17 protein-coding genes are annotated in these 21,200 nt (G+C 63.6%); 14 read left to right on the top strand and 3 right to left on the bottom strand.

The features are described from left to right. From F4X08_14325 to F4X08_14350, 6 genes are all read left to right on the top strand, one after another. Window positions 1-519 (top strand): hypothetical protein, encoded by a 519-nt coding sequence (locus F4X08_14325; protein ID MYD26974.1) that lies wholly within the window; start codon window positions 1-3, stop codon window positions 517-519. A 52-nt stretch (window positions 520-571) separates the two neighbouring features. After that, window positions 572-865 (top strand): hypothetical protein, encoded by a 294-nt coding sequence (locus tag F4X08_14330; GenBank protein MYD26975.1) that lies wholly within the window; start codon window positions 572-574, stop codon window positions 863-865. Then, on the top strand, window positions 828-1,850 hold the full coding sequence (locus F4X08_14335) for a Gfo/Idh/MocA family oxidoreductase (GenBank protein MYD26976.1): 1,023 nt from the start codon (window positions 828-830) through the stop codon (window positions 1,848-1,850). The genes F4X08_14330 and F4X08_14335 overlap by 38 nt, the downstream gene beginning before the upstream one ends. Before the next feature lie 75 nt (window positions 1,851-1,925). Further along, entirely contained in the window at window positions 1,926-2,717 is a 792-nt protein-coding gene (locus tag F4X08_14340; GenBank protein MYD26977.1) for a glucose 1-dehydrogenase, read from the top strand. 230 nt (window positions 2,718-2,947) lie between these two features. Next, window positions 2,948-3,550 (top strand): RNA 2'-phosphotransferase, encoded by a 603-nt coding sequence (locus F4X08_14345; GenBank protein ID MYD26978.1) that lies wholly within the window; start codon window positions 2,948-2,950, stop codon window positions 3,548-3,550. A 1-nt stretch (window position 3,551) separates the two neighbouring features. Further along, on the top strand, window positions 3,552-4,667 hold the full coding sequence (locus tag F4X08_14350; GenBank protein ID MYD26979.1) for a hypothetical protein: 1,116 nt from the start codon (window positions 3,552-3,554) through the stop codon (window positions 4,665-4,667). Window positions 4,668-4,732: 65 nt separating this feature from the next. On the opposite strand, the gene F4X08_14355 is transcribed toward F4X08_14350, so the two are convergent. Next, entirely contained in the window at window positions 4,733-5,740 is a 1,008-nt protein-coding gene (locus F4X08_14355; GenBank protein ID MYD26980.1) for a potassium channel protein, read from the bottom strand. A 76-nt stretch (window positions 5,741-5,816) separates the two neighbouring features. Beyond that, the gene (locus F4X08_14360) at window positions 5,817-7,745 is read right to left on the bottom strand and encodes a hypothetical protein (protein MYD26981.1); all 1,929 of its coding nucleotides are present in this window, start codon (window positions 7,743-7,745) and stop codon (window positions 5,817-5,819) included. Between the two features lie 310 nt (window positions 7,746-8,055). On the opposite strand from F4X08_14360, the gene F4X08_14365 reads away from it, so the two are divergent. Next, window positions 8,056-8,979 (top strand): phytanoyl-CoA dioxygenase family protein, encoded by a 924-nt coding sequence (locus F4X08_14365; GenBank protein MYD26982.1) that lies wholly within the window; start codon window positions 8,056-8,058, stop codon window positions 8,977-8,979. A gap of 25 nt (window positions 8,980-9,004) precedes the next feature. Here F4X08_14365 and F4X08_14370 read toward each other — a convergent pair whose 3' ends face one another. Next, on the bottom strand, window positions 9,005-9,760 hold the full coding sequence (locus tag F4X08_14370; GenBank protein ID MYD26983.1) for a class I SAM-dependent methyltransferase: 756 nt from the start codon (window positions 9,758-9,760) through the stop codon (window positions 9,005-9,007). Window positions 9,761-9,976: 216 nt separating this feature from the next. On the opposite strand from F4X08_14370, the gene F4X08_14375 reads away from it, so the two are divergent. The 7 genes from F4X08_14375 to F4X08_14405 all read left to right on the top strand — a co-directional run bounded on the left by F4X08_14375 (window position 9,977) and on the right by F4X08_14405 (window position 21,191). Beyond that, window positions 9,977-11,473: a sulfatase-like hydrolase/transferase gene (locus tag F4X08_14375; protein MYD26984.1), complete on the top strand. Its 1,497-nt coding sequence runs from the start codon at window positions 9,977-9,979 to the stop codon at window positions 11,471-11,473. A gap of 93 nt (window positions 11,474-11,566) precedes the next feature. Next, window positions 11,567-12,349 (top strand): SDR family oxidoreductase, encoded by a 783-nt coding sequence (locus F4X08_14380; GenBank protein ID MYD26985.1) that lies wholly within the window; start codon window positions 11,567-11,569, stop codon window positions 12,347-12,349. Window positions 12,350-12,402: 53 nt separating this feature from the next. Then, a complete protein-coding gene (locus F4X08_14385) occupies window positions 12,403-13,422 on the top strand; it encodes a sugar phosphate isomerase/epimerase (protein MYD26986.1) in 1,020 nt (339 codons plus the stop codon). 82 nt (window positions 13,423-13,504) lie between these two features. Further along, the gene (locus F4X08_14390) at window positions 13,505-14,563 is read left to right on the top strand and encodes a hypothetical protein (protein MYD26987.1); all 1,059 of its coding nucleotides are present in this window, start codon (window positions 13,505-13,507) and stop codon (window positions 14,561-14,563) included. Beyond that, complete coding sequence (locus F4X08_14395; GenBank protein ID MYD26988.1) at window positions 14,560-18,261, top strand: HAD-IB family hydrolase; 3,702 nt, start codon at window positions 14,560-14,562, stop codon at window positions 18,259-18,261. Before F4X08_14390 ends, F4X08_14395 begins: the two co-directional genes overlap by 4 nt. Next, window positions 18,231-19,493, top strand: coding sequence for a zinc-binding dehydrogenase (locus F4X08_14400; protein MYD26989.1), 1,263 nt, complete (start codon window positions 18,231-18,233; stop codon window positions 19,491-19,493). Before F4X08_14395 ends, F4X08_14400 begins: the two co-directional genes overlap by 31 nt. Window positions 19,494-19,550: 57 nt before the next feature. Continuing rightward, on the top strand, window positions 19,551-21,191 hold the full coding sequence (locus F4X08_14405) for a SpoIIE family protein phosphatase (GenBank protein ID MYD26990.1): 1,641 nt from the start codon (window positions 19,551-19,553) through the stop codon (window positions 21,189-21,191). Window positions 21,192-21,200 lie beyond the last annotated feature (9 nt).

Raw genomic sequence — 21,200 nt, forward strand, 5'->3', positions numbered from 1 at the left:
ATGGCCGATTTCAGAGGACACGTCTGGGGCGGTTTCTTCGCCACGCTCATCTCCATGTCGCTCTGTGCCGCCGGACTTTGGTGGACGGAACTGCTCGATCCTTATTGGACCCTGGACGTCTGGCCCAGGGTGCTTCTGCTGCTCTCCATCGGGCTGTTGTCGGCCTGTTTTCCGGACGTGGACACCGAGAGTAAATCGCAGCGGCTGTTCTACCGCCTGTTGATTCTGCTGGACATCTGGTTTATCTTGATCGGGGATTACAGGACGGCGGCCCTTCTGGGACTCGGCGCCATGCTGCCGCTGCTCGGCAAGCACAGGGGATGGACCCATACCTGGCTGGCCATGCTGCTGGTGCCGGCGTTGTTCCTGCTCGTCCCCATGTACCTGAAAGGGTCCGTTGAGTCCTTTCCAATCGTCTGCTACATCGTATCGGTCTCGGCCTATGCCAGCCACCTGGTGCTCGACGGATATATAGAACAGACGGGCCGGCGTATCCGACGCCTGGTCGCGGGAAACTGAGCGGCGTCCGCCATCAATACCGAGCGGCGTCCGCCATCGATCCGGAGATACCATGAAAAGCGCACTGGAAATCGCCATGGAGAAGACCGCCGGCGCACAGCAGGGCGGCAAGCTGACGGACGAGCAGCGTAAGGGGATCGCCGACCTGGAAAAGGAATACCAGGCCAAGATCGCGGAACAGGAGATCATGATCGAATCGAAAATCAAGGCGTTGGCGGCCCAGGCCCAGGGCCACGAGTTCCAGCAGCAGGTACACGCCCTGCGGGAACAACTCGTCCAGGAGCGGGAACGCCTGGAAGCGGAGAAGAATGCGAAAATACAGGCGGTCCGCGATCGGAGATCTTGACATGGCAAAGAAGCGTCTGCGCGTCGCCCTGATCGGCTGCGGAGGCAACATGCGGGGCGCCCACGTGCCGCGCATCCAGACCGACGGCGCGGTCGAAATCGCGGCGGTTGCGGATACCTCGGAAGAAGCCGCCCGGGCGTTGATGGACCGATGGGGCAGCCCGGTGCCCTGCTACGCCGACTACCGGGACATGATAGAGGGTCACCGGCTCGACGCGGTCATGGTGAGTTCACCCCATGCCCTGCACTACGAGCAGGTGGACTATGCCCTGGATCAAGGTCTGCATACGCTCGTCGAGAAGCCGCTCACCATTTCGTCCAGCCATACGTGCGCCTTGATCGGAAAGGCGGAAGAAAAGCGCCGGATTCTGTTGGTGAGCTACCAGCGCAATTTCATGGCGCCCCATGTCTATGCCCGGGAGCTGATTCGGAAGGGCGCTATCGGCGAGCTGCGCGGCGTCGTGGCCTACGTCACGCAGAACTGGGGCGGCACGCGCGGGTGGCGGCTCGACCCGGTCCTGTCGGGCGGCGGCATGTTTCTCGATACGGGCAGTCACCTGGTGGCTTCCACGCTGTGGATTACGGATCTCAAGCCCCTCGAGGTGAGCGCATTCCTGGACAAGGCCGGGAGGGACGTGGATATCAACATGGTGGTGGCGGTGCGGTTCAGGGACGGCGCGTACGGTACGCTGAACACCTTCGGAAACGCTTCCCGCCATGACGAACGCATCGCGATACACGGCAGCGAAGGAAGCCTCGTCTTTCACCTGCACCAGTGGCAGGTCAAGTCGGTCCTTCTGAATGACGAGCCGCTGAAGATCCCGGCGAGGATCCGGGAGGACACGCCGGACGCCGCGTTCTTCCGCATGATCCGCAACGGCGGGAAGGAGTATGAGCCTCCCCATTTCGCCCTGGCCGTTTCCCAGGTCAGCGAGGCGGCCTACCGGTCAGTGGATGCAGGGAAACCGGTTCAGGTCGCCGGGTAGTTCCGGGCGCGGCCGGCACCAGGAGACTCAAGGGATCAGGAGATCAGGAGCATCAGGAGCACCGGGAGACTGTACATGAGTGCGACAGGACGTCTGGCGGAAAAGCGGGCGGTCGTCACCGGAGCGGGGAGCGGTATCGGCCGCGCCATCGCGCTGAGACTCGCGCAGGAAGGCGCGCACGTGGCGGCCGTGGACATCGATCGCGACAGCGCGGAAGCTACGGCGGACCGGATCCGTGACGGCGGCGGCACCGCGGCGGCTTTGACCGTCGACCTGGTCCAGGTCGACCGCATCGTACCCATGATCGACGAAGCCGTTTCCGCCCTGGGCAGGCTGGATATCCTGGTCAACAACGCGGGACGGGTTGAAATCAAGCCCTTCCTCGATCTGACCGAGATGGAATGGGACCAGGTCATCGATCTCAATCTTAAAGGGACGTACTTCTGCATGCAGGCGGGGGCCCGCCAGATGATCCGGCAGGGCGGCGGCGGCCGTATCATCAACATGTCCTCCATCTCGGGCAGACACGGCCGGGCCGATTCGAGCGCATACGCCGCCAGCAAGATGGCCGTCATCAGCATCACGCAGTCCGCGGCCCTGGCGCTGGCGGATCACGGGATCCTGGTCAACGCGCTGTGTCCGGGCGTCGTGGCCACACCTATGTGGGACCACATCGACGAGGACCGCGCCCGCCTGTTCGGATACGAGCCGGGTACGGCCCGGGCCCGGCTTGTGGAGAAGATCCCCCTCAAACGGGTCTCCGAGCCGGAGGAGATCGCCGCCGCGGCGGTCTTCGTCGCCTCCGACGAGAACACGCTGATCACCGGCCAGGCGATCAATGTCGACGGCGGGATGGAAATGAACTGAAACCGGGGACGGCGCTTGCAGGACTGCGCCCGCCGGTCGGCAGCGAAGCAGCCGTTCGGGTTTGATCTTGACAGTGCGCAACGCCCGCCGTATACTCGGTAGGTTCCTTTTCACAGCAAGTTCTGGTACATTGCATCGGCCGGCATGGCCTGCACAGTCTGCATAGCCTGCACAGCCATCGTGGCCGCCATATTCCGCTCAGGCAAGACTCCATCAGAAAGACTCCATCAATGGATCCACGAAGACGCGAAAGACTCTCCAAGCTCCTCTCCCTGATTCTCCGTCATAAACCCGAAAGATTCGACATAACGCTCGACGAAAGGGGTTACGCGTCAATCGACGAGATCGTCGAGGCCATCCAGGAGAAGTTCGATCTGCTGGCGAGGGATGAAATCCTCGAGATCGCCGACGGCGCTGAGAAGAGAAGATTCGAGGTGGAGGAAGACCGCATCCGGGCGCGTTACGGACATAGTTTTCCCATCGACCTGGGGCTGCCTCCCGCGGATCCGCCCGAGTACCTCTATTACGCGACCGTACCCGCGCGGGCCTCGGTCATCACCAATGGCGGACTGACGCCCAGCGACCGCCAGTACGTCCACCTTTCCCTTTCCGAAGATATCGCCGCACAGGTAGCCAGGAACCAGACGGATACGCCGGTCGTCTTCCGCATCAGTGCGCGGCAGGCCACCGAAGCCGGCGTGAACTTCTACGATCGCTCTCCGGTCATCCTGACCACGGGCGTGCCCTCCGAGTTCATCGATGTGCTGCAGGAGGCCCCGCCACCTCCCGCCGAGTTCGGCCGCCGGAAGCGGAAGGCCCCTCCGCGCAGATAACATGCGCCGCCTCGTCCTCCCTTTCCTCGGCCTGTTGCTTGCCGTCTGCCTGCTGTTGTTCGACCTGACCATTCTGTGGTCGGGGCGCACCGCCATACGCCCCGTGATGCAAAAGGGCGTCGCCCTGGGGGTGTTCAAGGCCTCGGAGGGGATGTCCTACTACCGGTCCTCCCTGGAAGACATCGCGGCCCTGGGCGCTTCCCACCTTTCCGTCCCCGTATTCATCCTGCAGGATTCCGTGGATTCCGTCACCCATTTCACACGCCCGTCGGACGGCGCCACGGGGGAACAGCACGAACGCGTGATCCGGGAGGTCATCGACTACGCTCACCGGATGGGGTTGAAGGTCATGCTGACGCCCATCGTCAACCTGGACCGCCCCGGCGAGAGGGAATGGCGCGGTACCATATCCCCGGGCGATTGGGAGGCGTGGTTTGAAAGTTACCGCGGAATGGTCCGCCATTACGCCCGGCTGGCCGCGGAAATGGACGTGGAGTATCTGAGCGTGGGTACCGAGCTCGTATCGGCCGAAAGGTTCACCGGGCAATGGAGGGAGACCATCTCCGAGGTGCGTGGGATCTTCCCGGGGCAACTCACCTATTCCGCGAACTGGGACCGGTACGACCGGGTCGCGTTCTGGGACGATCTCGACTTCGCGGGGATATCGGCTTACTACGAACTATCGGAATCCGAGGATCCCACCGTGGAACAACTGGTCTCCGCCTGGCGTCCGGTCAAGGCGGACCTGCTGCGCTGGCAGGCCCGGTGGAACAAACCCCTTTTGTTCACCGAAGTCGGATACATGAGCCAGTCCGGTGTCGCCGCCCATCCCTGGAATTACGTGTCGGAGAAGCCCCTCGATCTGGAGGCGCAGCGGCGTTGTTACGAGGCCCTGCGGCTGGCCTGGGAAGGGGAAGAGCGGTTTGCCGGCCTGTACCTTTGGATCTGGGAACCGGACAAGCGGGGTGGGCAAGACCGGGGATACAATTTCGCGGGCAAGCCCGCGGAAGAGGTCGTTCGCGACTGGTACCACAGCGTGCCGGACAACGCCAACGTCCTCGACTACGCCGTCAATGGCATGGAGCGGTTTCTGCGGACCCTGCGGCAAGGGTTGTGAGGAAACCGGCGCGCCGACCTGGCGTGCCGTACTGTTCTGGAGTGCCGGCCTGGCCGGGCTGGCCGCTAAGGCACGGCGGAAGGATCGGCGGTCCTGCGCAGGTTCTTCAGGTTGTCGCGCTTTCCCATGACGATCAGGATGTCTCCGGACGCCAGCGTCCGGTCGCTTCCCGGGTTGAACAGGACGTTGCCACCGGACCCCTGGACGGCGATGACGATGACGTCATGGTTCGATCCGATGGCTCCTTCCCCAACGGATGATCCCGCGAGCCCCGATCCAGACCCGATCTCGATCTGGTCGAGTTCCAGGTCGAGCTTGTCCGCCATGGATGCCAGCTCCATGAAGTCGGCCACGGCTGGCTTGAGCAGCATCTGCGCCATCTGCCGGGAACCCGTGATGACCGGCGAGACCACCTTGTCCGCACCGGCGCGGGTCAGCCTGGGAATGACGGACTCCTCGTTGGCCCGGGCCACGATGTGGATGTCCGGGTTCAGATCCCGCGCCGTCAGGGTGATGTACAGGTTCTCCGGGTCGGAAGACACGGCGCACACGATGCCCCTTGCCCGCTCGATCCCCGCAGACTTCAACACTTCCTCCTTCGTGGCGTCGCCCTTCAGCACGCGGTAATCGTCCGATTCAAAGGGTTCTGCCCGGTCTTCGGTCTCGATGAGCACGCAGTCCAGGCCGCGGGCGGTTATTTCCTGCCCGATTCTCCTGCCGACGCGGCCCGCGCCACAGACGATGTAGTGGTCATTCAGTTCCTGGATTTCGTTCATGAGGCGTCTCTTCCCCAGTGAGGAGACGATTTCGAGCGATACGACCGACTGTACGGCGACGGACAGCGCGTAGCCCAGCGTCCCGACGCCCACGACGATCAGCAGCGTGCCAAAGTAGCGGCCGTTTTCGGTGAGGCCGGCCGGTTCGGTATATCCGATGGTCGTGATGGTGATCAGGGTGAAGTAGAAGCTTTCGAACCAGGTCCATTCCGTCAGCAACTTGTATCCCAGGGTTCCGAATCCAAGGATGACCACGATGGCGACGGAGGCCCCTATGAGTTTGTTCTTGGGATTCATTTATCCGGATCGCCTGGGCCGCCAAGGCCGCGTGGTCCGCCAAGGCCGCGTGGTCCGCCCGGACCGCCTGGAGCGTCTAGACGGACGCCGGCGCCGCGTGACCACCGTAGCCGAGGGTTTCCACGTCCCGGTGCAGGCGTTCCAGCACACGGGACCTGACCTCTTCGAAGAGCTCCCGGGTCAGGAAATGCACACCGGGCAGGTCGCCCTTGGCCTGACCAATGAAGACGTCGGCCGGCATGTCGTATTCGTCCGGGGTGATCCCCTGTTTCTGCTCGAGGGCGAAACCCAGGATATGGGCCCGGTAGGTGGCGTCCAGCACCCGATCGGCCGAGAAGGGCACCCCGAAGACGGACTCTATGCCTTCGCTGACCTGGTCCGGCGGGGCCATGGTGAACAGGCATCCCCCGTGCAGGTCCTTGTTCACCATCTTCCAGCCTTCCTCGGTGATGTTGTGGACCCAGTAATCGGCGGAATCGGGCTTGCAGTCCGGGTCCATCACGTACAGCAGGAAGGTGCGCATGGACATGTGGCCGCCAGCCACGGCGAAGGGATAGCCCGGATTGGTCTGACCCAGGTAGGCGGAGAACTCGACCCCCTTGGCATGCATGGCGAAAGCCTTTCCGCCTATCTCTTCGGCGATCGCCTGGACGCCCTTGCCGAAGAGAGGTTCGCGTCCGTAGGCGATATCCTCCTTGAGCCGCCGGGCGCCTTCCGCGTCGCCGAAGGTGACGCCGCCCGCGACGGTGCCGTTGCCCCGGGCATTGTAATCCATCAGGAAGGAGATCACGACGTTGGCCGAAATGGTATCGAACCCCAGGTCGTCGTCCAGCCGGGCAAGCTCCAGGTTGTCATGGGGATCCAGAATGCCCAGGTTGGCGCCGGACAGTTCCATGGGTTCGAACTCGAATCGGCCCAGGTACTCTCCGTGGTTCCTTCGGGCCTTACGCCAGTCGGGATCCTTGCCGCCTTCCGGGACGTCGTAGAAGTCCTGGTGGCAGGTAATCTGGCAGCCGTAGCAACTCTTGTCGATGACGATGAAATCGTCCGATTCCCGCATGGTCTCCAGGTGTACGGGGACGGCTACGTTCTCGCCGGGCGGCTCGAAGTTTCTGTAGGGCAGCACCCCGAATCCGTCGAGTATCTTGCTGTTCTTGCCCGTGCCGCCCAGTCCGTTCCGGTTGTGCGGATGGCGGTATCCCCGGCTCTGCTCGCCCCGTCCGATCTCGTTGTTGATGACCTTGAGCCGGTCGTCACCCTTGCGGTAATAGTCGTTCTCCGCCCTGGCCACGATGCCGAGGATGTTCTTGGAACCGAGCACGGATCCCATGCCGAGCCGGCCCGCGAAACGCCACTTGTCTTCCCCGCTCATCAACTGTTCCTGGGTCGACCCCACCACGGCCGCGTACCAGACCGTTTCCCAGTGCTCGCCTGCGGGCCCGAGGACGGCGAAATGGGCGTGGTAGTTCTTGTCGCCATCGTTGTAGCGCTCGTCCAGGTAGACCATCTTGTCCCTGACCCGTGCGCCGACCAGGTGTGCAGGGGCTTCGACCAGGGAAAGATCGGGGCCGTCGTCGGTCTGCCTGATCACCAGGAAGCTCGGTACGACCGCGCGGCCGGTGAGGATCAGGTCGCCGATGCCGGTATAGGAGAACTTGCGGCCGAAACTCCCGCTCATGGCCGACCATACGGGCATGGGCATGCCGGCCCGGGTGCGCTTAAGGGGAGAATAGCCGGAGAAATACGCCCGCAGACCGGTCATGAACTGCGTGCCGGTGAAGCAGCCCGTATTGATGACCAGTGGGACGTCCGGCGCAAAGGGATCGCTCACGTCGTAACCCGATAGGATCTTGAAGGACCGGCCGATGCCGCCCAGGAAGTCCATATCGTCCTGGACGCGGTGGTCCTCGACGCTGACTTCGCGGCCTTCGGCCAGATCGTATTCGATACGGGTATAGCAATAATCGGTCACGTCTCCCGGCGCGCCGTTCGCAGGTTTCAGCACAATATCCCCCTCGCTGTTGGACTCGAATCGTATGCCATCTGAATCGGTTTGGATTTCAAACGGGACCGCGACGGATTACCCCGCGGCTTCGTTCGAACGGGACCGCGCCGCATTAGCGCGCGGGTACGATTAATATAAAGGAATGACCGCGCGAAAACAGCAATAATCCCGGTGCCGTAAAATAAACCATGCGGAGCAATGGACGGTTGACAAAACCCCCGCGTTTCATTAAGAATAACGCCAGGAACGACTCCGTTCCGCGCTCAAATTCACCGCCCTGAACCGAATGTCGCCGAGGCCAGCCATGACCATGACCGACCTTTCCCAGCAGACCGAACCCGCGATCGAAGTCCCCCGGATTGTGGACGATGAGCAGATCCAGTTCTACGTGGACAACGGCTATCTCGTCGTTCCCGACCTGATGACCGGCGAGGAACTGCAGGAACTGAAGGACGACCTGGTGGACGTGGCGCGGGGGAAGTATCCCTGCCGGGGACTCGATCCGCCGAAGCCCGACGACACCGACGAGGACGTGCTGCAACGCATCCTGTGCATACACCAGCCGCACTTCGTCAGCCAGGTGATCGAGAAGTACGTGCGCCATCCGAAGATCTGCGGCGTGCTGAGCCAGATTACCGCGGCCCACCTGCCCTACTGGGACGGTAGTGTCAAGTGCATGCAGTCCATGTACTTCATCAAACCGCCCCGGTTCCAGGGCCAGGCGTGGCACCAGGACGAGATCTTCATCCCCACGCGGGACCGGTCCCTGATCGGCGCATGGATCGCCGTGGACGACGCCACCATCGAAAACGGGTGCCTGTACGTCATCCCCGGTTCCCATCGCAACGGCTACCTGTACCCCCAGCGGGCTCACGAGAACCCCGATGAGTTCGACTTCGCCCCCGAGAGTTACGGCTTCGACGAATCAGTGGAAGTGCCGGTCGAAGTCGGCGCCGGCGCCCTGGTCTTCTTCAACGGCTATCTCCTGCACCGGTCCTACAAGAACCGGAGCGACCAGCCCCGTCGCGTGCTGGTGAACCACTACTGCAACGCGTGGAGCCTGCTGCCGTGGGGTATCGAGGAGGGCGAGCGCCCTGCCACGGCCGACCGGCGCGTAATCGTTCCGGTTTCCGGCACCGACCCCTACGCCTGGAAGGGCTACGAACCCACGCAGGACGAGATCTGGATCCGCAACTGCAAGGCGGCGGATGAGATGAAGGAGGAGGCGCACTAGGCGGTCTCTCTTGGACCCCGTACAGTCACTCCCTGACCGCCTCGAACCCGATGATGGGGGGCGCGGCCATGAATTCGTCCCAGAACTTGTTGTTCCGCTCGGACGGATGCAACTGCGGGTCGACCCAGCGAAAACCCGTAAAGCCAGCTTCCTCGAAGACCCTGCAGTAGGTTCCTGGCGACAGATAGTAGTTGTTGAACTCGAACCGCGTGCCGTCGTCGTTCGTGAACCGGTAGACTATGGGGTCGCCTTCGTTCGGCGCCTCGGCCCTCCTCGTGTATACCTTCTCAAATCCATACCGGGCGTATGAGACCGTGCCGCCGGGTGCATTCAGGACATTGTCGTTGAAACCCACGAACCGCCCGCCCGGTTTCAGCGCGCCGTGGGCCGCCCGGACGAAACGAAGGAGTTCGTCCGCGTCTCGGGCGTAGTTCAGCAGGTACAAGGCCACGACGAGATCGACCGGTTCGTCCAGGACCAAGGCCGCCGCGTCCCGGTTCAGATACCGGCAACCCGTGGGGCGCGCGCGTTCCTCGGCCTCCGCCAGCCGGATCATTTCGGCCGAGACGTCGACGCCGAGCACCTCACCGGCGCCGGCCTGTTTCAGCTTGCGCGTATAAAACCCCTCGCCGCAGGCCAGGTCGAGCGCCTTCACCCCGCTGATGTCCCCAAGCATTTCGAAAAGCGTGTATTCCTCGATGTATTTGCGAAAAGACAGTTGCTTGGAGTCTTTGTAGGCCCCGGCGATGGCGTCGTATTCGGATTCGGCTGGTTGCGTCATATAGGTTTCCCTTTGCTTTGCCTCTCACATTATACCTGAACAGAACAGTGTTTCAAGTTCCATTGTCTCATTCAGAAGCGGTTTACACGGCCCGCAGGTCCATGCGCTTCGCCCGCAATTCCGTTGACGAAACGGCCTCCTCCGCATAGTTTTCCCATTATTTGAAAAACCGGATCCCATTGTAAAAGTAACGTCCCGTTTCCCTGTGGAGCTCCCGTGAACGTCATCTGCGTCTGCCTGGACACCTTTCGCGCCGACATCATCGGCCCGGGCAGGAAGTACAGCCACGCGTACACACCCAATCTCGACGCGTTTCACCGCAGCAGCATCCGGTTCAACCGCGCCTTCGGAGAGGGACAGCCCACGCTTCAGGTACGCCGGGCGCTGTTCACCGGGATGCGAAGTTTCCCGTGGCGGTACAACTTCGATCGGCGCGGACACTGGCACCATGCGCCCGGCTGGCACAAGATCCCGCCGGAGCAGGACACGATCGCGGAGGTCCTGCTGGAACGGGGGTACCTTACTGCCCTCATCGCCGACACGTACCACATGTTCAAGCCCACCATGAACTTCTCCCGGGGGTTCGCCCATCTGGATTTCGTGCGGGGACAGGAATCGGACAACTGGAAGAGTGGCGATCCGAAACTGGTCGAAGCGCAACTCGCCCGGCACGTGAGGCAGCCCGTGGACATGTTGAGGCATGCGGGACTGGTGAACTACCTGCTGAACCAGCGCCACAGGAAGGACAAGGACGACTACCAGTGCGCCCGGGTGTTCAATTCGGCCAGCGCGTGGCTCGCGGACAACCATACGGCGGGGCCCTTCTTCCTGTGGGTCGACAGCTTTGATCCCCATGAGCCCTGGGACCCGCCGACGGAATACGCCGACCGGTATTTCGAGCACGACGGTCTCGATTTCATCGTACCCGGTCCCGCATACGCCCGTGACGGATCAGGCAGACCAGGCGGATCAGGCGGACCAGGCGAGCCAGGCGGACCAGGCCAACCGGGCGGTCCGTCGGAAGCGGAACTCCGTCGCATCGAGGCGCTGTACCTGGGGGAGGTCACCCTGGTGGACGAGTACGTGGGCCGGTTGCTGAATGCGGTGGCGGACCTGAACCTCCTCGATGAAACCCTGATCGTGATCCTGTCGGACCATGGGACCCAGTTGCTCGACCAGGGGAGCTTCGGCAAGGGACCAAACGAACTGCATCCCTTCAATACACAGCTCAACCTCATGATGCATGTACCTGGCGGTCCGACGGACGTGGACGTGGACGCCTTCGTGCAGAACCACGACCTCATGCCCACGCTGCTCGGCCGGCTCGGGGTACGGGCGGACTGGACGGACGGCGAGGACCTGTGGCCGCTGGTCACGGGTGAAAAGGCCGCCATCCGTGATCGGATCGTGACCGGGTGGGCGTCCTTCATCACGGGCAACGCCGTGGGCCGGGCCAGTGTGCGGGACGACCGCTGGAACTTCTGCACGTCGGTGGGCTACGAGGACGAGAACGGCGATGAACTCTTCGACCTGGAGGACGATCCGGAAGAACGGCGGAATGTCGCAGGACAGCATCCTGACGTTGTCTCGGAGCGCCGAAGCGACGTGGAGGCGGTCCTGGGCCAGCCCCTCCCCGGCCGGATGGTGGAAGTATGCGATCCCGCCCCGGCGCCCATGACGCACTGGCTGGAGCAACGGTTGCGGAGTAGCTGACCTTAAGGGGATGCAATTCGCGGGGATTCGCATGGACTTGTACAATTGTACAACTATCCACCACGAGCACGTCGTGTCGCCGACGGAGTGGCCATGCGACTAGCGAAAAAGGCCGCGATCGTGACGGGCGCGGGGGACGGAATAGGACGGGGCATCGCGCTGGCGCTCGCCCGGGAAGGCGCCGCGGTGGCGGTGTGCGACATCAACGCCCAAACCGTCGCGGAGACCGGCCGCCTGGTCGCGGACACGGGCCGGCCCGTCCTGGCGGAAGCGCTGGACATCACCGACCATGACCGGGTTCGGTCCTTCGTGGACGACGCGGCGTCCCGGTTCGGCAGGATCGACGTCCTGGTCAACAACGCCGCCATCATGCCCGTAAGCCCCATCGAGGACCAGGATGAGGAGACCATGTCCCGCATCCTCTCCGTCAACCTGCTGGCACCGGCCGTCTTCAGCAAGTACTGCATTCCGCATATGCGGGCGGCAGGCGGCGGATCGATCATCCACATGGCCAGCGTGACGGGCCATAACGGCCATCCGGGCGTGGCCGTCTACGGGGCGACGAAAGGTGGACTGATCGCCCTGGCCCGGGGCCAGGCCATGGAACTGGCCGAAGACGGTATCAGGGTCAACACGGTTTCACCCGGCACGGTGGATTCGCCCATGCTGCACAACTTCGTGAAGGAGAACGCCGGGGATCCGGAGGCGGCACTCAGGGCTTTCGACCGCCTGCATCCCATCGGCCGGGTCGCCACCATCGGGGAGGTCGCCAACGTCTTCGTTTTCCTGGCGAGCGACGAATCCAGCGACATCACGGCGACGGACATCCGGTGCGACGGCGGCTACGCGGTCCAGGGACGACAGCCGACCGAATAGCGACAGGCAATCGAGGCAATGACGGCAATGAGCACCAGCGGCAAGGAGAACCTATGTCAGTAGGAGTTTGCGCGTACTCGTTCAACACGGGATACGACGCCTTTCAGCTCATGGACATGGCCGTCCAACACGGCCTTGGCGGCGTGGAGTTTCCTCCCGACGACTGCCTCCCCGATCTGTCCCCGGCCTCGCTGGAGCGGGCCCGTGCCCGGGCCGCGGAGAGCGGGTTGTACGTCGTGGCGGACGGCGGCCAGGTCGAGGGCGAAATGTTGCGGCGCCTGATACCCGCGGCCGCTGGGCTCGGTGCTTCGACATTGCGCGTGGTCATGAGCGGCGTCCTCGGCGGTGACCGCCGCCCGCTGTCGGGCCGGTGGATCGCCCATCTCGTCGGGTGCAGGGACATTCTGCACGCGGCGCTGCCCCTGGCCGAGGAACACGGGGTGACCATCGCGGTGGAGAACCACTCGGACGCCACGTCCCACGACATGCGCTGGCTCTGCGAAGAACTGGACAGCGCGTGCATCGGCATCACGCTCGATGTGGGCAACGTGCTGGCGGTCTGCGAGGAACCCTTCGGATACACGGAACGCATCCTCCCTTATCTGAAGCATGTCCACCTCAAGGATTACACGATCCATCCGTCCGACGAGGGGTACCGCATCGCGCGGTGTTCGCTGGGCAGCGGCGTGGTCGACTACCCCGGCCTGCTTTCCCTGATCGACGGATACCGGGGCCAGCGAGGCCCGGCGGACCGGTCCGGCCAGCCAGGATCGGACGGACAGCGCGGCGGAGTAACGAAAACCATCGAACTGGGCGCCATCTACGCCCGGCACGTGCGCATGCTCATGGATGACTACTGGGCGGAATACCCCGATCGCGATATCAGGGACCTGCTGCCGTTTCTGCGGCTGTACTGGTCCCACGTCCGGCCCGTCGGGGAAGACTGGCGCACGCCCAGGGAGAAGGATGAATCCACCGAGGCCCTGAAAGCATACGAGACGCGCGAGTTCGAAGAAAGCGTGGCCTATCTGAAGGAAATCGGAGCCGTTCAGGCGGGCTCCGGCACATCCTGAACCAGGCGGCAGATCCTTGAGCTTCTCCCATCAAACCGGCGACCATATCGAATAGAAAGCGGTTGAATAGAAAGCGGTTGAAATGAATATGACGCGCCTGGACCAATCCGACATGCACGGGTCCATCGGATCGATACCCGACCAAATGGAGGCGGCCTGGGAGGCCATGGCGGGACGCACTTTCCCCGACGCCTGCCGGAATGTCAATCACGTGGTCCTGTCGGGCATGGGCGGATCGGCCCTGGGCGCCCACCTGATACAGGACGTCTTTCGCGACCGTCTGCGCGTGCCGGTGACCGTCGTATCCGATTATACGGCCCCTTCGTGGATCGACGAGCGGACTCTTATCGTGCTGTCCAGCTACTCCGGCGGCACGGAGGAAGTGATGGCCATGGCGGAGCACGGCGTGTCCAACGGGATACCGATGATCGCCCTCACCACGGGAGGCGACCTGGAAACGTTCGCCGGGCGCCATGGACTGCCGGCCGTGGTGTTCGGCAGCGAGCTCAACACCTGCGGGCAGCCGCGGATCGGCCTGGGCTACGCGGTCACCTACCTCCTGGCGATGTTCCGGCAACTGGGGTTCGTGGAGCTGGCCGAAACCGAGGTGACGAGCGCCCTCATGCTGCTCCGGGAGACCAACCCGGTTTACGCTGCGCCCGGTGAGGAGAACCCCGCCCATGAGTTGGCCTCGGCCACGCGGGGGAAGTCGATCCTGATCATGGCTTCCGAGCATCTCACGGGCAACGCCCACATCCTGGCCAACCAGTGGAACGAGAACGCCAAGAACCTGGCCGTCTGGTTCGCCATACCGGAATTGAATCACCATTTGCTCGAAGGGATGACCCACCCCGCGGAGCACCGAGACGGACTCGCCGCCGTGCTCATCCAGTCCGGCCTGTACGATCCGCGCAACCGGCGCCGCCACGAGATCACCCGCACGCTGCTCGAGAAGCAGGGGATCGCGTGTTCCGTCGTAACGCCCCGGGGAGAGACGGCGCTCGAGCAGGCCTGCGACCTGCTTCTGCTCGGTGCCTACGCCAGTTTCTACCAGGCAATTATGAACGACGTCGATCCGTCGCCCATTCCCTGGGTCGATCAGTTCAAGCAACTGATGGCTTCGAGAGACGGTAAGGTATGAGTGAAATCGTCACCTACCTGCGGGGAAAGACGCTGCTGATCACCGGCGCCACCGGTTTCCTTGCGAAAGCGGTCGTGGAGAAGATCCTGCGGTGCGCCCCGGAAGTCGGCCGTATCTACCTGGTCGTCCGGGCCCGCCGGAGGAAGGACGGTACCACGCTTACGGCGCGGGAACGGGTGGAGGAAGAGATCCTCCAGTCCGCCGCCTTCGCCCGGCTTCGCGAGACCCACGGCGATCGTTTCGCGGATATCATGCGTGCCAAGGTCCACGCTGTCGAGGGCGACCTTACCCTGGACCACCTCGGACTGGAACCGGACCTGTACCGCCGGCTCGCGGCGGAAGTCGACGTCGTGCTCACCTGCGCGGCGTCCGTGACCTTCGACGAAGAAATCGACGCCGCGCTTCAGCTCAACACCCTCGGCGCGCGGCGCATGCTGGAATTCGCCAAATCGTGCGGCGACGCCATGCTGGTCCACGTCTCGACGGCCTATGTCAACGGCCAGACCAAGGGTCGCATTCCCGAAGCCCCGCCCCGTCCGGACTGGTCCATGGCCCAGGAAATGGGGCGAAGCGACGCGCCCTTCGACCTGGAACGGGAAATACGGGACATAATTACCAGGGCGGATGAGATCCACGACGACTCCCGGTCACCGGAACAGCAGGATCGTTTCAGGAAGATGGCGCTGCAGCAGAACCCAAACCCGACGCAGCGCTGGCTCGACGCCCAGATGGAGACCTTTCGCAAGCGCTGGCTCAAGGAACGGCTCATCGAGGAGGGCATGCGCCGCGGACAGCAGTGGGGGTGGCACGACAGCTATACCCTGACGAAGGCCATGGGCGAGCAGTTGATCGTCAAGCACCGGGGCGACCTGCCCACGGCTATCATACGGCCGTCTATCGTGGAAAGCGCGCTGGTCGAGCCCGAACCGGGATGGATCGAGGGGCTCAAGGTGGCCGACCCGCTCATCGATGCGGTGAGCAAGGGGCGCCTGCCGGACTTCCCCGGCCAGAAAGAAATGATCGTGGACATTATCCCGGTGGACATCGTGGCCAATACGACCCTGGCGGCCATGGCGCGCACGGCCCGGGAAGGCGGGATCGGCGTGTACCACGTATCGACGGGCGACCGGAATCCCGTCCTCTTCCATCAGGCCTTCGAGCACTCATACGAGTACTTTCAAAAATACCCCCGCCTGAACCGGAACAACGAACCCATACCGATCCAGCGATGGACCTACCCGACCCTTGGCCAGTTCCGGCGCCGTTACAACCTGCGCTACGTCTACCCCCTGAACGCCGCGTTGTGGACGCTCAACCGCTTCAACCGGATCACCCTGCTGAACAACCTGAAGCGCAGAATCGCCGTGATGCAGTCGGCGATCTCGCGCATGCTGTACTACGCCGCGATCTACAGTCCCTACACGTCCCTGGAATGCACCTTCGAGACGGACCGCACGGTAGAGTTGCACGAAAGCCTGGATCCGGAGGACCGGCAGCTCTTCAGCGGCGACGTCTCCAGGATCCACTGGAAGACGTATTTCCAGGAAATCCATATCCCCGGCCTGAAACGCCACGTGCTGAAGACCGATGAGCCGAAGCCCGCGGTCACGGAAGAAGAGGAGGTGGCGGAGCGGTCCGGGTTCGCCCAGGCCGGGGAAGACGCCCTGCCCCATCTCGATACGCTGACGGACATACTGGCCAAGAGCGCGGACATGTACGGAGACAAGACCGCGCTGCAGATGCAGCGGGACGATGGCTGGACCCGCTATTCCTTCAAGGACGTGTTCGCCCTGGCCGGACACATCGGCTGGCAGTGGCGGTCCAGCGGCCTGCATCCGGGCGACCGAGTCTTGCTCTACTCTGAGAACCGGCCCGAATGGGGAGTCGCCTGTTTCGCCGGGATGGTGGCCGGGGCCGTGCTCGTGCCCGTGGACCGCCGGTCGACACCCCAGGAAGTGTGGCGCATCGCCCGGTTCACCGAATCGAGGGCCATCCTCTGCACGGAAGGCGGTCACGCATTGCTCACGGCGTCGGCGGAACCCGGCGGCGAACCGGCGGAGCCCTGCGGCGACGTCATGTTCTGGAATATCGAAAACTACGGACTGCCGTTCGACGCACCTCGACGGTCCGCGACGCCCGTAACCGTGAACGAGGAGCCGCCCCCATGGGCGCCGGTAGAACCCGATTCCCCGGCCGCTATCATGTTCACCCGGGGCATGGCGGCCGAATCCCACGGCGTGGTCCTGACCCATCGGAACTTCGTTTCGAACCTGCTGTCCCTCGCCGAGATCCTGCGCGCCTACCGGACCGACCATTTCCTGTCCCTGCTGCCCATGAGCCAGGCTCTGGAGTTCACGGGCGGATTCCTCATGCCTTTCTACGCGGGGGCGACCATTACCTATACCACGTCGGTGCGGCCGAGGTCCCTGGTCGGCCTGATGGATGAAACCGGGGTCAACTGCCTGATCGCGGCGCCCCGGTTATTCGGACTGTTGCACGGGTCGCTGCGACAGACGGCCGAGAAAAACGGCGAAAGCGTCGTTTCCCGCATGCGGCTGCTGGTCAGCGGCGGCGGCACGCTCGAATCGGATCTGTACCACGCCTACCGGGAGATCGGGCTGACGATCCACGAGGGCTACGGGCTCACGGAAGCGGCCCCGGTCGTGACCGTAAATCCCATGGACCGAAGCAAGCCCTCTTCAGTCGGCGTGGCCCTGCCGGCGGTAGACGTTGAAATCCAGGCCCCCGATAAGGAAGGCAACGGCGAGATCATCGTGCGCGGGAACAACGTCATGCAGGGGTACTTCCGAAACCCAGCGGCAACGGAGAACCGCCTCCGCGGCGGGTGGCTTCACACTGGGGACATCGGTCGCATCGACCGCGACGGCTATCTGTATATCGCGGACCGCCTGGAGCGCCTGGACCAGGCAACCGGGTCCGCCGGGTCCGCCGGATCCGCGCCAGGAGGCCCAGGCGGACCGGAAGGAGCGGCCGGTCGGCGGGCGGGACGCTTCGTAAACGGCCGGGAACACGGCGCGACGGCCTTCTTCGACGTGGACGGCACTATCGTGGATGCGACGATCGTACACTACTACGCTTTTTACAGGACCTGGGGGTATTCCGCCCCGCGGCGTCTCCTCTGGACCATCGGATTCCTGCCGAAAGTCCTCTATTACATCGTCCTGGACAAGATCAGCAGGAGCCGTTTCATCCAGTCGTTCTACCGGCAGTACCGGGGTTTCGGTCGCGGGGAATGCGTTTCGAGGAGCGAACAGCTTTTCGAAAAAGTCATGCGTCCACGCATGTACGCCGGGGCCGTCGATCGCATTCGGGCGCACCAGCAACGGGGCGAGCGCGTGGTCCTGGTCACCGGGTCCCTGGATTTCGTCATGGAACCGCTGGCGGAATACACCAAGTCGGACGACCTCATCGCCCTGTCCATGAAGGAAGAGGACGGCCGGCTGACCGGCGAGACGGAAGGGCCGCCCATCGGTGACGAGGCGAAAGCCCGAATCGTCCGGGATTACGCCGAGCGCCGCGGTATCGATCTGGCCCGGTGCTATGCCTATGCCGACAGCAGTTCGGACGAGCCCATGTTGAGCGTGGTAGGACACGCCGTCGCCGTGAACCCCGGCGGAAAGCTGAAGAAGGCCGCGGATGCCGGCGGATGGGAAGTCGTGCACTGGACCCATGTATGAAAGCCGTACAGTACATCAAGAGCGTACCCCGGTACCTGTTCGTCCGCACCCTTGGCCACCGGCGCCCCGGCTCGGCCACCGGCGCGCTGTCGTGCATCCGCATGGCGGACGTCGATCCCCCCTCGCTTCCGACGCCTGAATGGATGCAGGTCAGGCCGCTGTTGAGCGGAATCTGCGGATCGGATCTTTCCACCATTCGGGCGAAAGGCAGCCCCTATTTTTCGCCCCTGATCTCCGCGCCTTTTGTCCTGGGTCACGAAGTGGTAGGCCAGGTGGAGGAGACCGGTGCAGGTCCCGGGGACGTTTCCCGGGGCGACCGCGTGGTGATCGAACCCGGACTCTGCTGCGCCGTCCGGGGAATCCACCCTCCTTGTCCGTCCTGCAGGGAAGGAGACTTCGGCCTGTGCGAGATGGTCATGCACGGAGACATTTCCCCAGGGATACAGACGGGGTACTGCAGGGACACGGGCGGTGGATGGAGTACGTCTCTGGTGGCGCACCCCTTCCAGGTCCACCGGGTGCCCGATCGGCTTTCCGACGAGGAAGCGGTCCTGGTCGAGCCCTTCAGCTGCTGCCTGCACGCCGTGCTCAAGTCCTTCCCCGGTGACGACGAGACCATCCTGGTGATCGGTTGCGGCGCCGTCGGACTACTCACCATCGCGGCCGTCCGGGCCCTGGGAGGGAAGTGCCGCATCCTCGCCGCCGCACGGTATCCCCATCAGCAGGCCCTGGCGGCCGCCCTCGGCGCCGACCGCGTCATCGACCGGGACGAAGACCTCTACAATACGGTCAGCGAAGTGACGGGGGCTGAGATCCACCGGCCCGAGATCGGGAGGCCCGTATTCATCGGCGGCGTGCACCGGACCTTCGACTGCGTCGGATCGTCGCGCACCATCGACGACGCGCTGCGGCTGACCGGCTCCGGCGGCGTCGTTACCGTCGTGGGCATGCCGGGCATTCCTTCCGGTATCGACTGGACGGCGGTTTGGTACAAGGAATTGAAGGTGCAGGGAGCCTACGCCTACGGGACGGAGGAGTACGAAGGCCGGTCCGTCCGGACCTTCGACCTGGCCATGGATCTGATCGCGTCGGAGAAGGTCGGCCTTAAACCCCTCGTGACGGACCTCTTCCCCCTGAAGGAATACCGGAAGGCCATCGGCCGGGCCCTGGAAGCCGGCCGGCAAGGCGCCGTCAAGGTGGCCTTCGACCTGAGAAACGAACCGGGCCCGTAAGTCCGGTGGGGGCCGCGCCGAGGTTTCAACGGTAACCGTGCGAATCGGAGCACACTCGTGCCCTACCTGAAGTTGTTGCACGCAAAAGACCCGCAAGTCCATGTCCTGTCGAGGGATGTCACTACCCTGGGCCGTTCCGGCGAGGCCGATATCGCCATAGGCGGCGACCGGGGCGTTTCGAAGCTCCATGCGCGAATCGAAACGGAGACGTCGGGCTACGTGATCGCGGACCTGGGCAGCCGGAACGGGACCTACGTCAACGATCATCCAATCGGCGGCAAGCCCGCCCCGCTGCTGCCGGGTGACCGCATCAGGCTCGGACGATCGGTTTTCGTCTTCGAGGGGGGAGAACCCGAAGAGAGTACCGATGATCTGCAAGCGCCGGCCTCCCTCTTCCGGGCGGACCAATTGCCGTACACGATGGCGGGCGGCACACCCGCCGTGAGGCACGAGGATACCGACGGACGGCTGCTGAAACTCACGGAGCTGAGCAAGGAAGTCATGACTGCCCGCAGCGAGGCCGAACTGGGCGCACTCGTGACGCGAAGCCTGCTGGATTGGCTGGAGGCGGACTGCTGCGCGATCGTCCATCCCGTTGAGACCGGGGAGGGCTACGTTTTCGAAATCCAGACGCTGGCCTCCCGGCCCGGTTACGAAGATCGGTCGATTGCGATCAGCACGACGGCGGTGAGACAGGCCCTGGAACACCGGATGGCCTCGATCACTTCGAACGCCCTGGGGGACGAGCGGTTCAGGGACCGGCAGAGCGTGATCGTCCGCCGGCTGGTGTCCATATTATGCGTGCCCCTGTGGCATGAAGACCGGGTGTTCGGCCTGCTTTACCTCGATTCCGCGGATCCGGCCGTGGAGTTTACCGTGGACCATCTCGGGCTGGCCAGCGCGGTGGCCAACCTGACCGCCATCAAGACCGACAACCTGCGCCTGTTCGATGCCGCCGTGGCCAAGAGCGCACTGGACAAGGAACTGGCCCTGGCCGGTGAGATCCAGGCCGGGCTGCTGCCGGGGGAAAGCTATGCCTTCAACACGCTGGCCTGCGCGGGCGCCCATGTGTCCTGCGAGGAGATCGGCGGGGATTACTATGACTTCATTCCTTATGGCGAGGACGTCCTGACAGTGACGATCGCCGACGTCACCGGACACGGCCCGTCCAGCGCGCTACTCATGGTCGCCTGCAAGACCATGCTGACCACCCTCATCGACATCGGCGTACCGCTGGTGGAACGCATCGGCAGGCTGAACGAGTACATACTCCATCATTCCTCGGTGAGCCAGTTCATCACCTTCTTCCACGCCGATATCGATACCCGGGCGAACACCCTGCGGTACTGCAACGCCGGACACAATCCGCCCATGCTCCTGTCGGGGGATGGACCGGTTCAGAAGCTGCATTCAGTCGCGCCGCCGCTGGGGATCGCCGACGTCTCCTTTGAGATGGAATCGATATCGTTTGAACCGGGAACCAAGCTGGTCATGTATACCGACGGCGTCACCGAGGCGGCCAACGCCGAAGGCGAGCTGTACGAAGAACAAAGACTCGAGTCTCTGTTGAAGAAGCACAGGGGCCAGGATGCGGGCGCATTGAAGGACACCGTCATGGCGGCGGTGTTCGGGTATTCAGCGGGATCCCGGCAGTGTGACGACGTCACCCTGGCCGTGGTGGAGTATACCGGCACGTAATACCTGCAC

This window comes from Gemmatimonadota bacterium (assembly GCA_009841265.1).
GTDB lineage: Bacteria > JAAXHH01 > JAAXHH01 > JAAXHH01 > JAAXHH01 > JAAXHH01.

Excerpts from the sequence above, each read along its gene's own strand:
- F4X08_14325 (MYD26974.1), top strand. The coding sequence starts at position 1 with ATGGCCGATTTCAGAGGACACGTCTGGGGCGGTTTCTTCGCCACGCTC.
- F4X08_14330 (MYD26975.1), top strand. The coding sequence starts at position 572 with ATGAAAAGCGCACTGGAAATCGCCATGGAGAAGACCGCCGGCGCACAG.
- F4X08_14335 (MYD26976.1), top strand. The coding sequence starts at position 828 with ATGCGAAAATACAGGCGGTCCGCGATCGGAGATCTTGACATGGCAAAG.
- F4X08_14340 (MYD26977.1), top strand. The coding sequence starts at position 1,926 with ATGAGTGCGACAGGACGTCTGGCGGAAAAGCGGGCGGTCGTCACCGGA.
- F4X08_14345 (MYD26978.1), top strand. The coding sequence starts at position 2,948 with ATGGATCCACGAAGACGCGAAAGACTCTCCAAGCTCCTCTCCCTGATT.
- F4X08_14350 (MYD26979.1), top strand. The coding sequence starts at position 3,552 with ATGCGCCGCCTCGTCCTCCCTTTCCTCGGCCTGTTGCTTGCCGTCTGC.
- F4X08_14355 (MYD26980.1), bottom strand. The coding sequence starts at position 5,740 with ATGAATCCCAAGAACAAACTCATAGGGGCCTCCGTCGCCATCGTGGTC.
- F4X08_14365 (MYD26982.1), top strand. The coding sequence starts at position 8,056 with ATGACCGACCTTTCCCAGCAGACCGAACCCGCGATCGAAGTCCCCCGG.
- F4X08_14370 (MYD26983.1), bottom strand. The coding sequence starts at position 9,760 with ATGACGCAACCAGCCGAATCCGAATACGACGCCATCGCCGGGGCCTAC.
- F4X08_14380 (MYD26985.1), top strand. The coding sequence starts at position 11,567 with ATGCGACTAGCGAAAAAGGCCGCGATCGTGACGGGCGCGGGGGACGGA.
- F4X08_14385 (MYD26986.1), top strand. The coding sequence starts at position 12,403 with ATGTCAGTAGGAGTTTGCGCGTACTCGTTCAACACGGGATACGACGCC.
- F4X08_14390 (MYD26987.1), top strand. The coding sequence starts at position 13,505 with ATGAATATGACGCGCCTGGACCAATCCGACATGCACGGGTCCATCGGA.
- F4X08_14395 (MYD26988.1), top strand. The coding sequence starts at position 14,560 with ATGAGTGAAATCGTCACCTACCTGCGGGGAAAGACGCTGCTGATCACC.
- F4X08_14400 (MYD26989.1), top strand. The coding sequence starts at position 18,231 with ATGGGAAGTCGTGCACTGGACCCATGTATGAAAGCCGTACAGTACATC.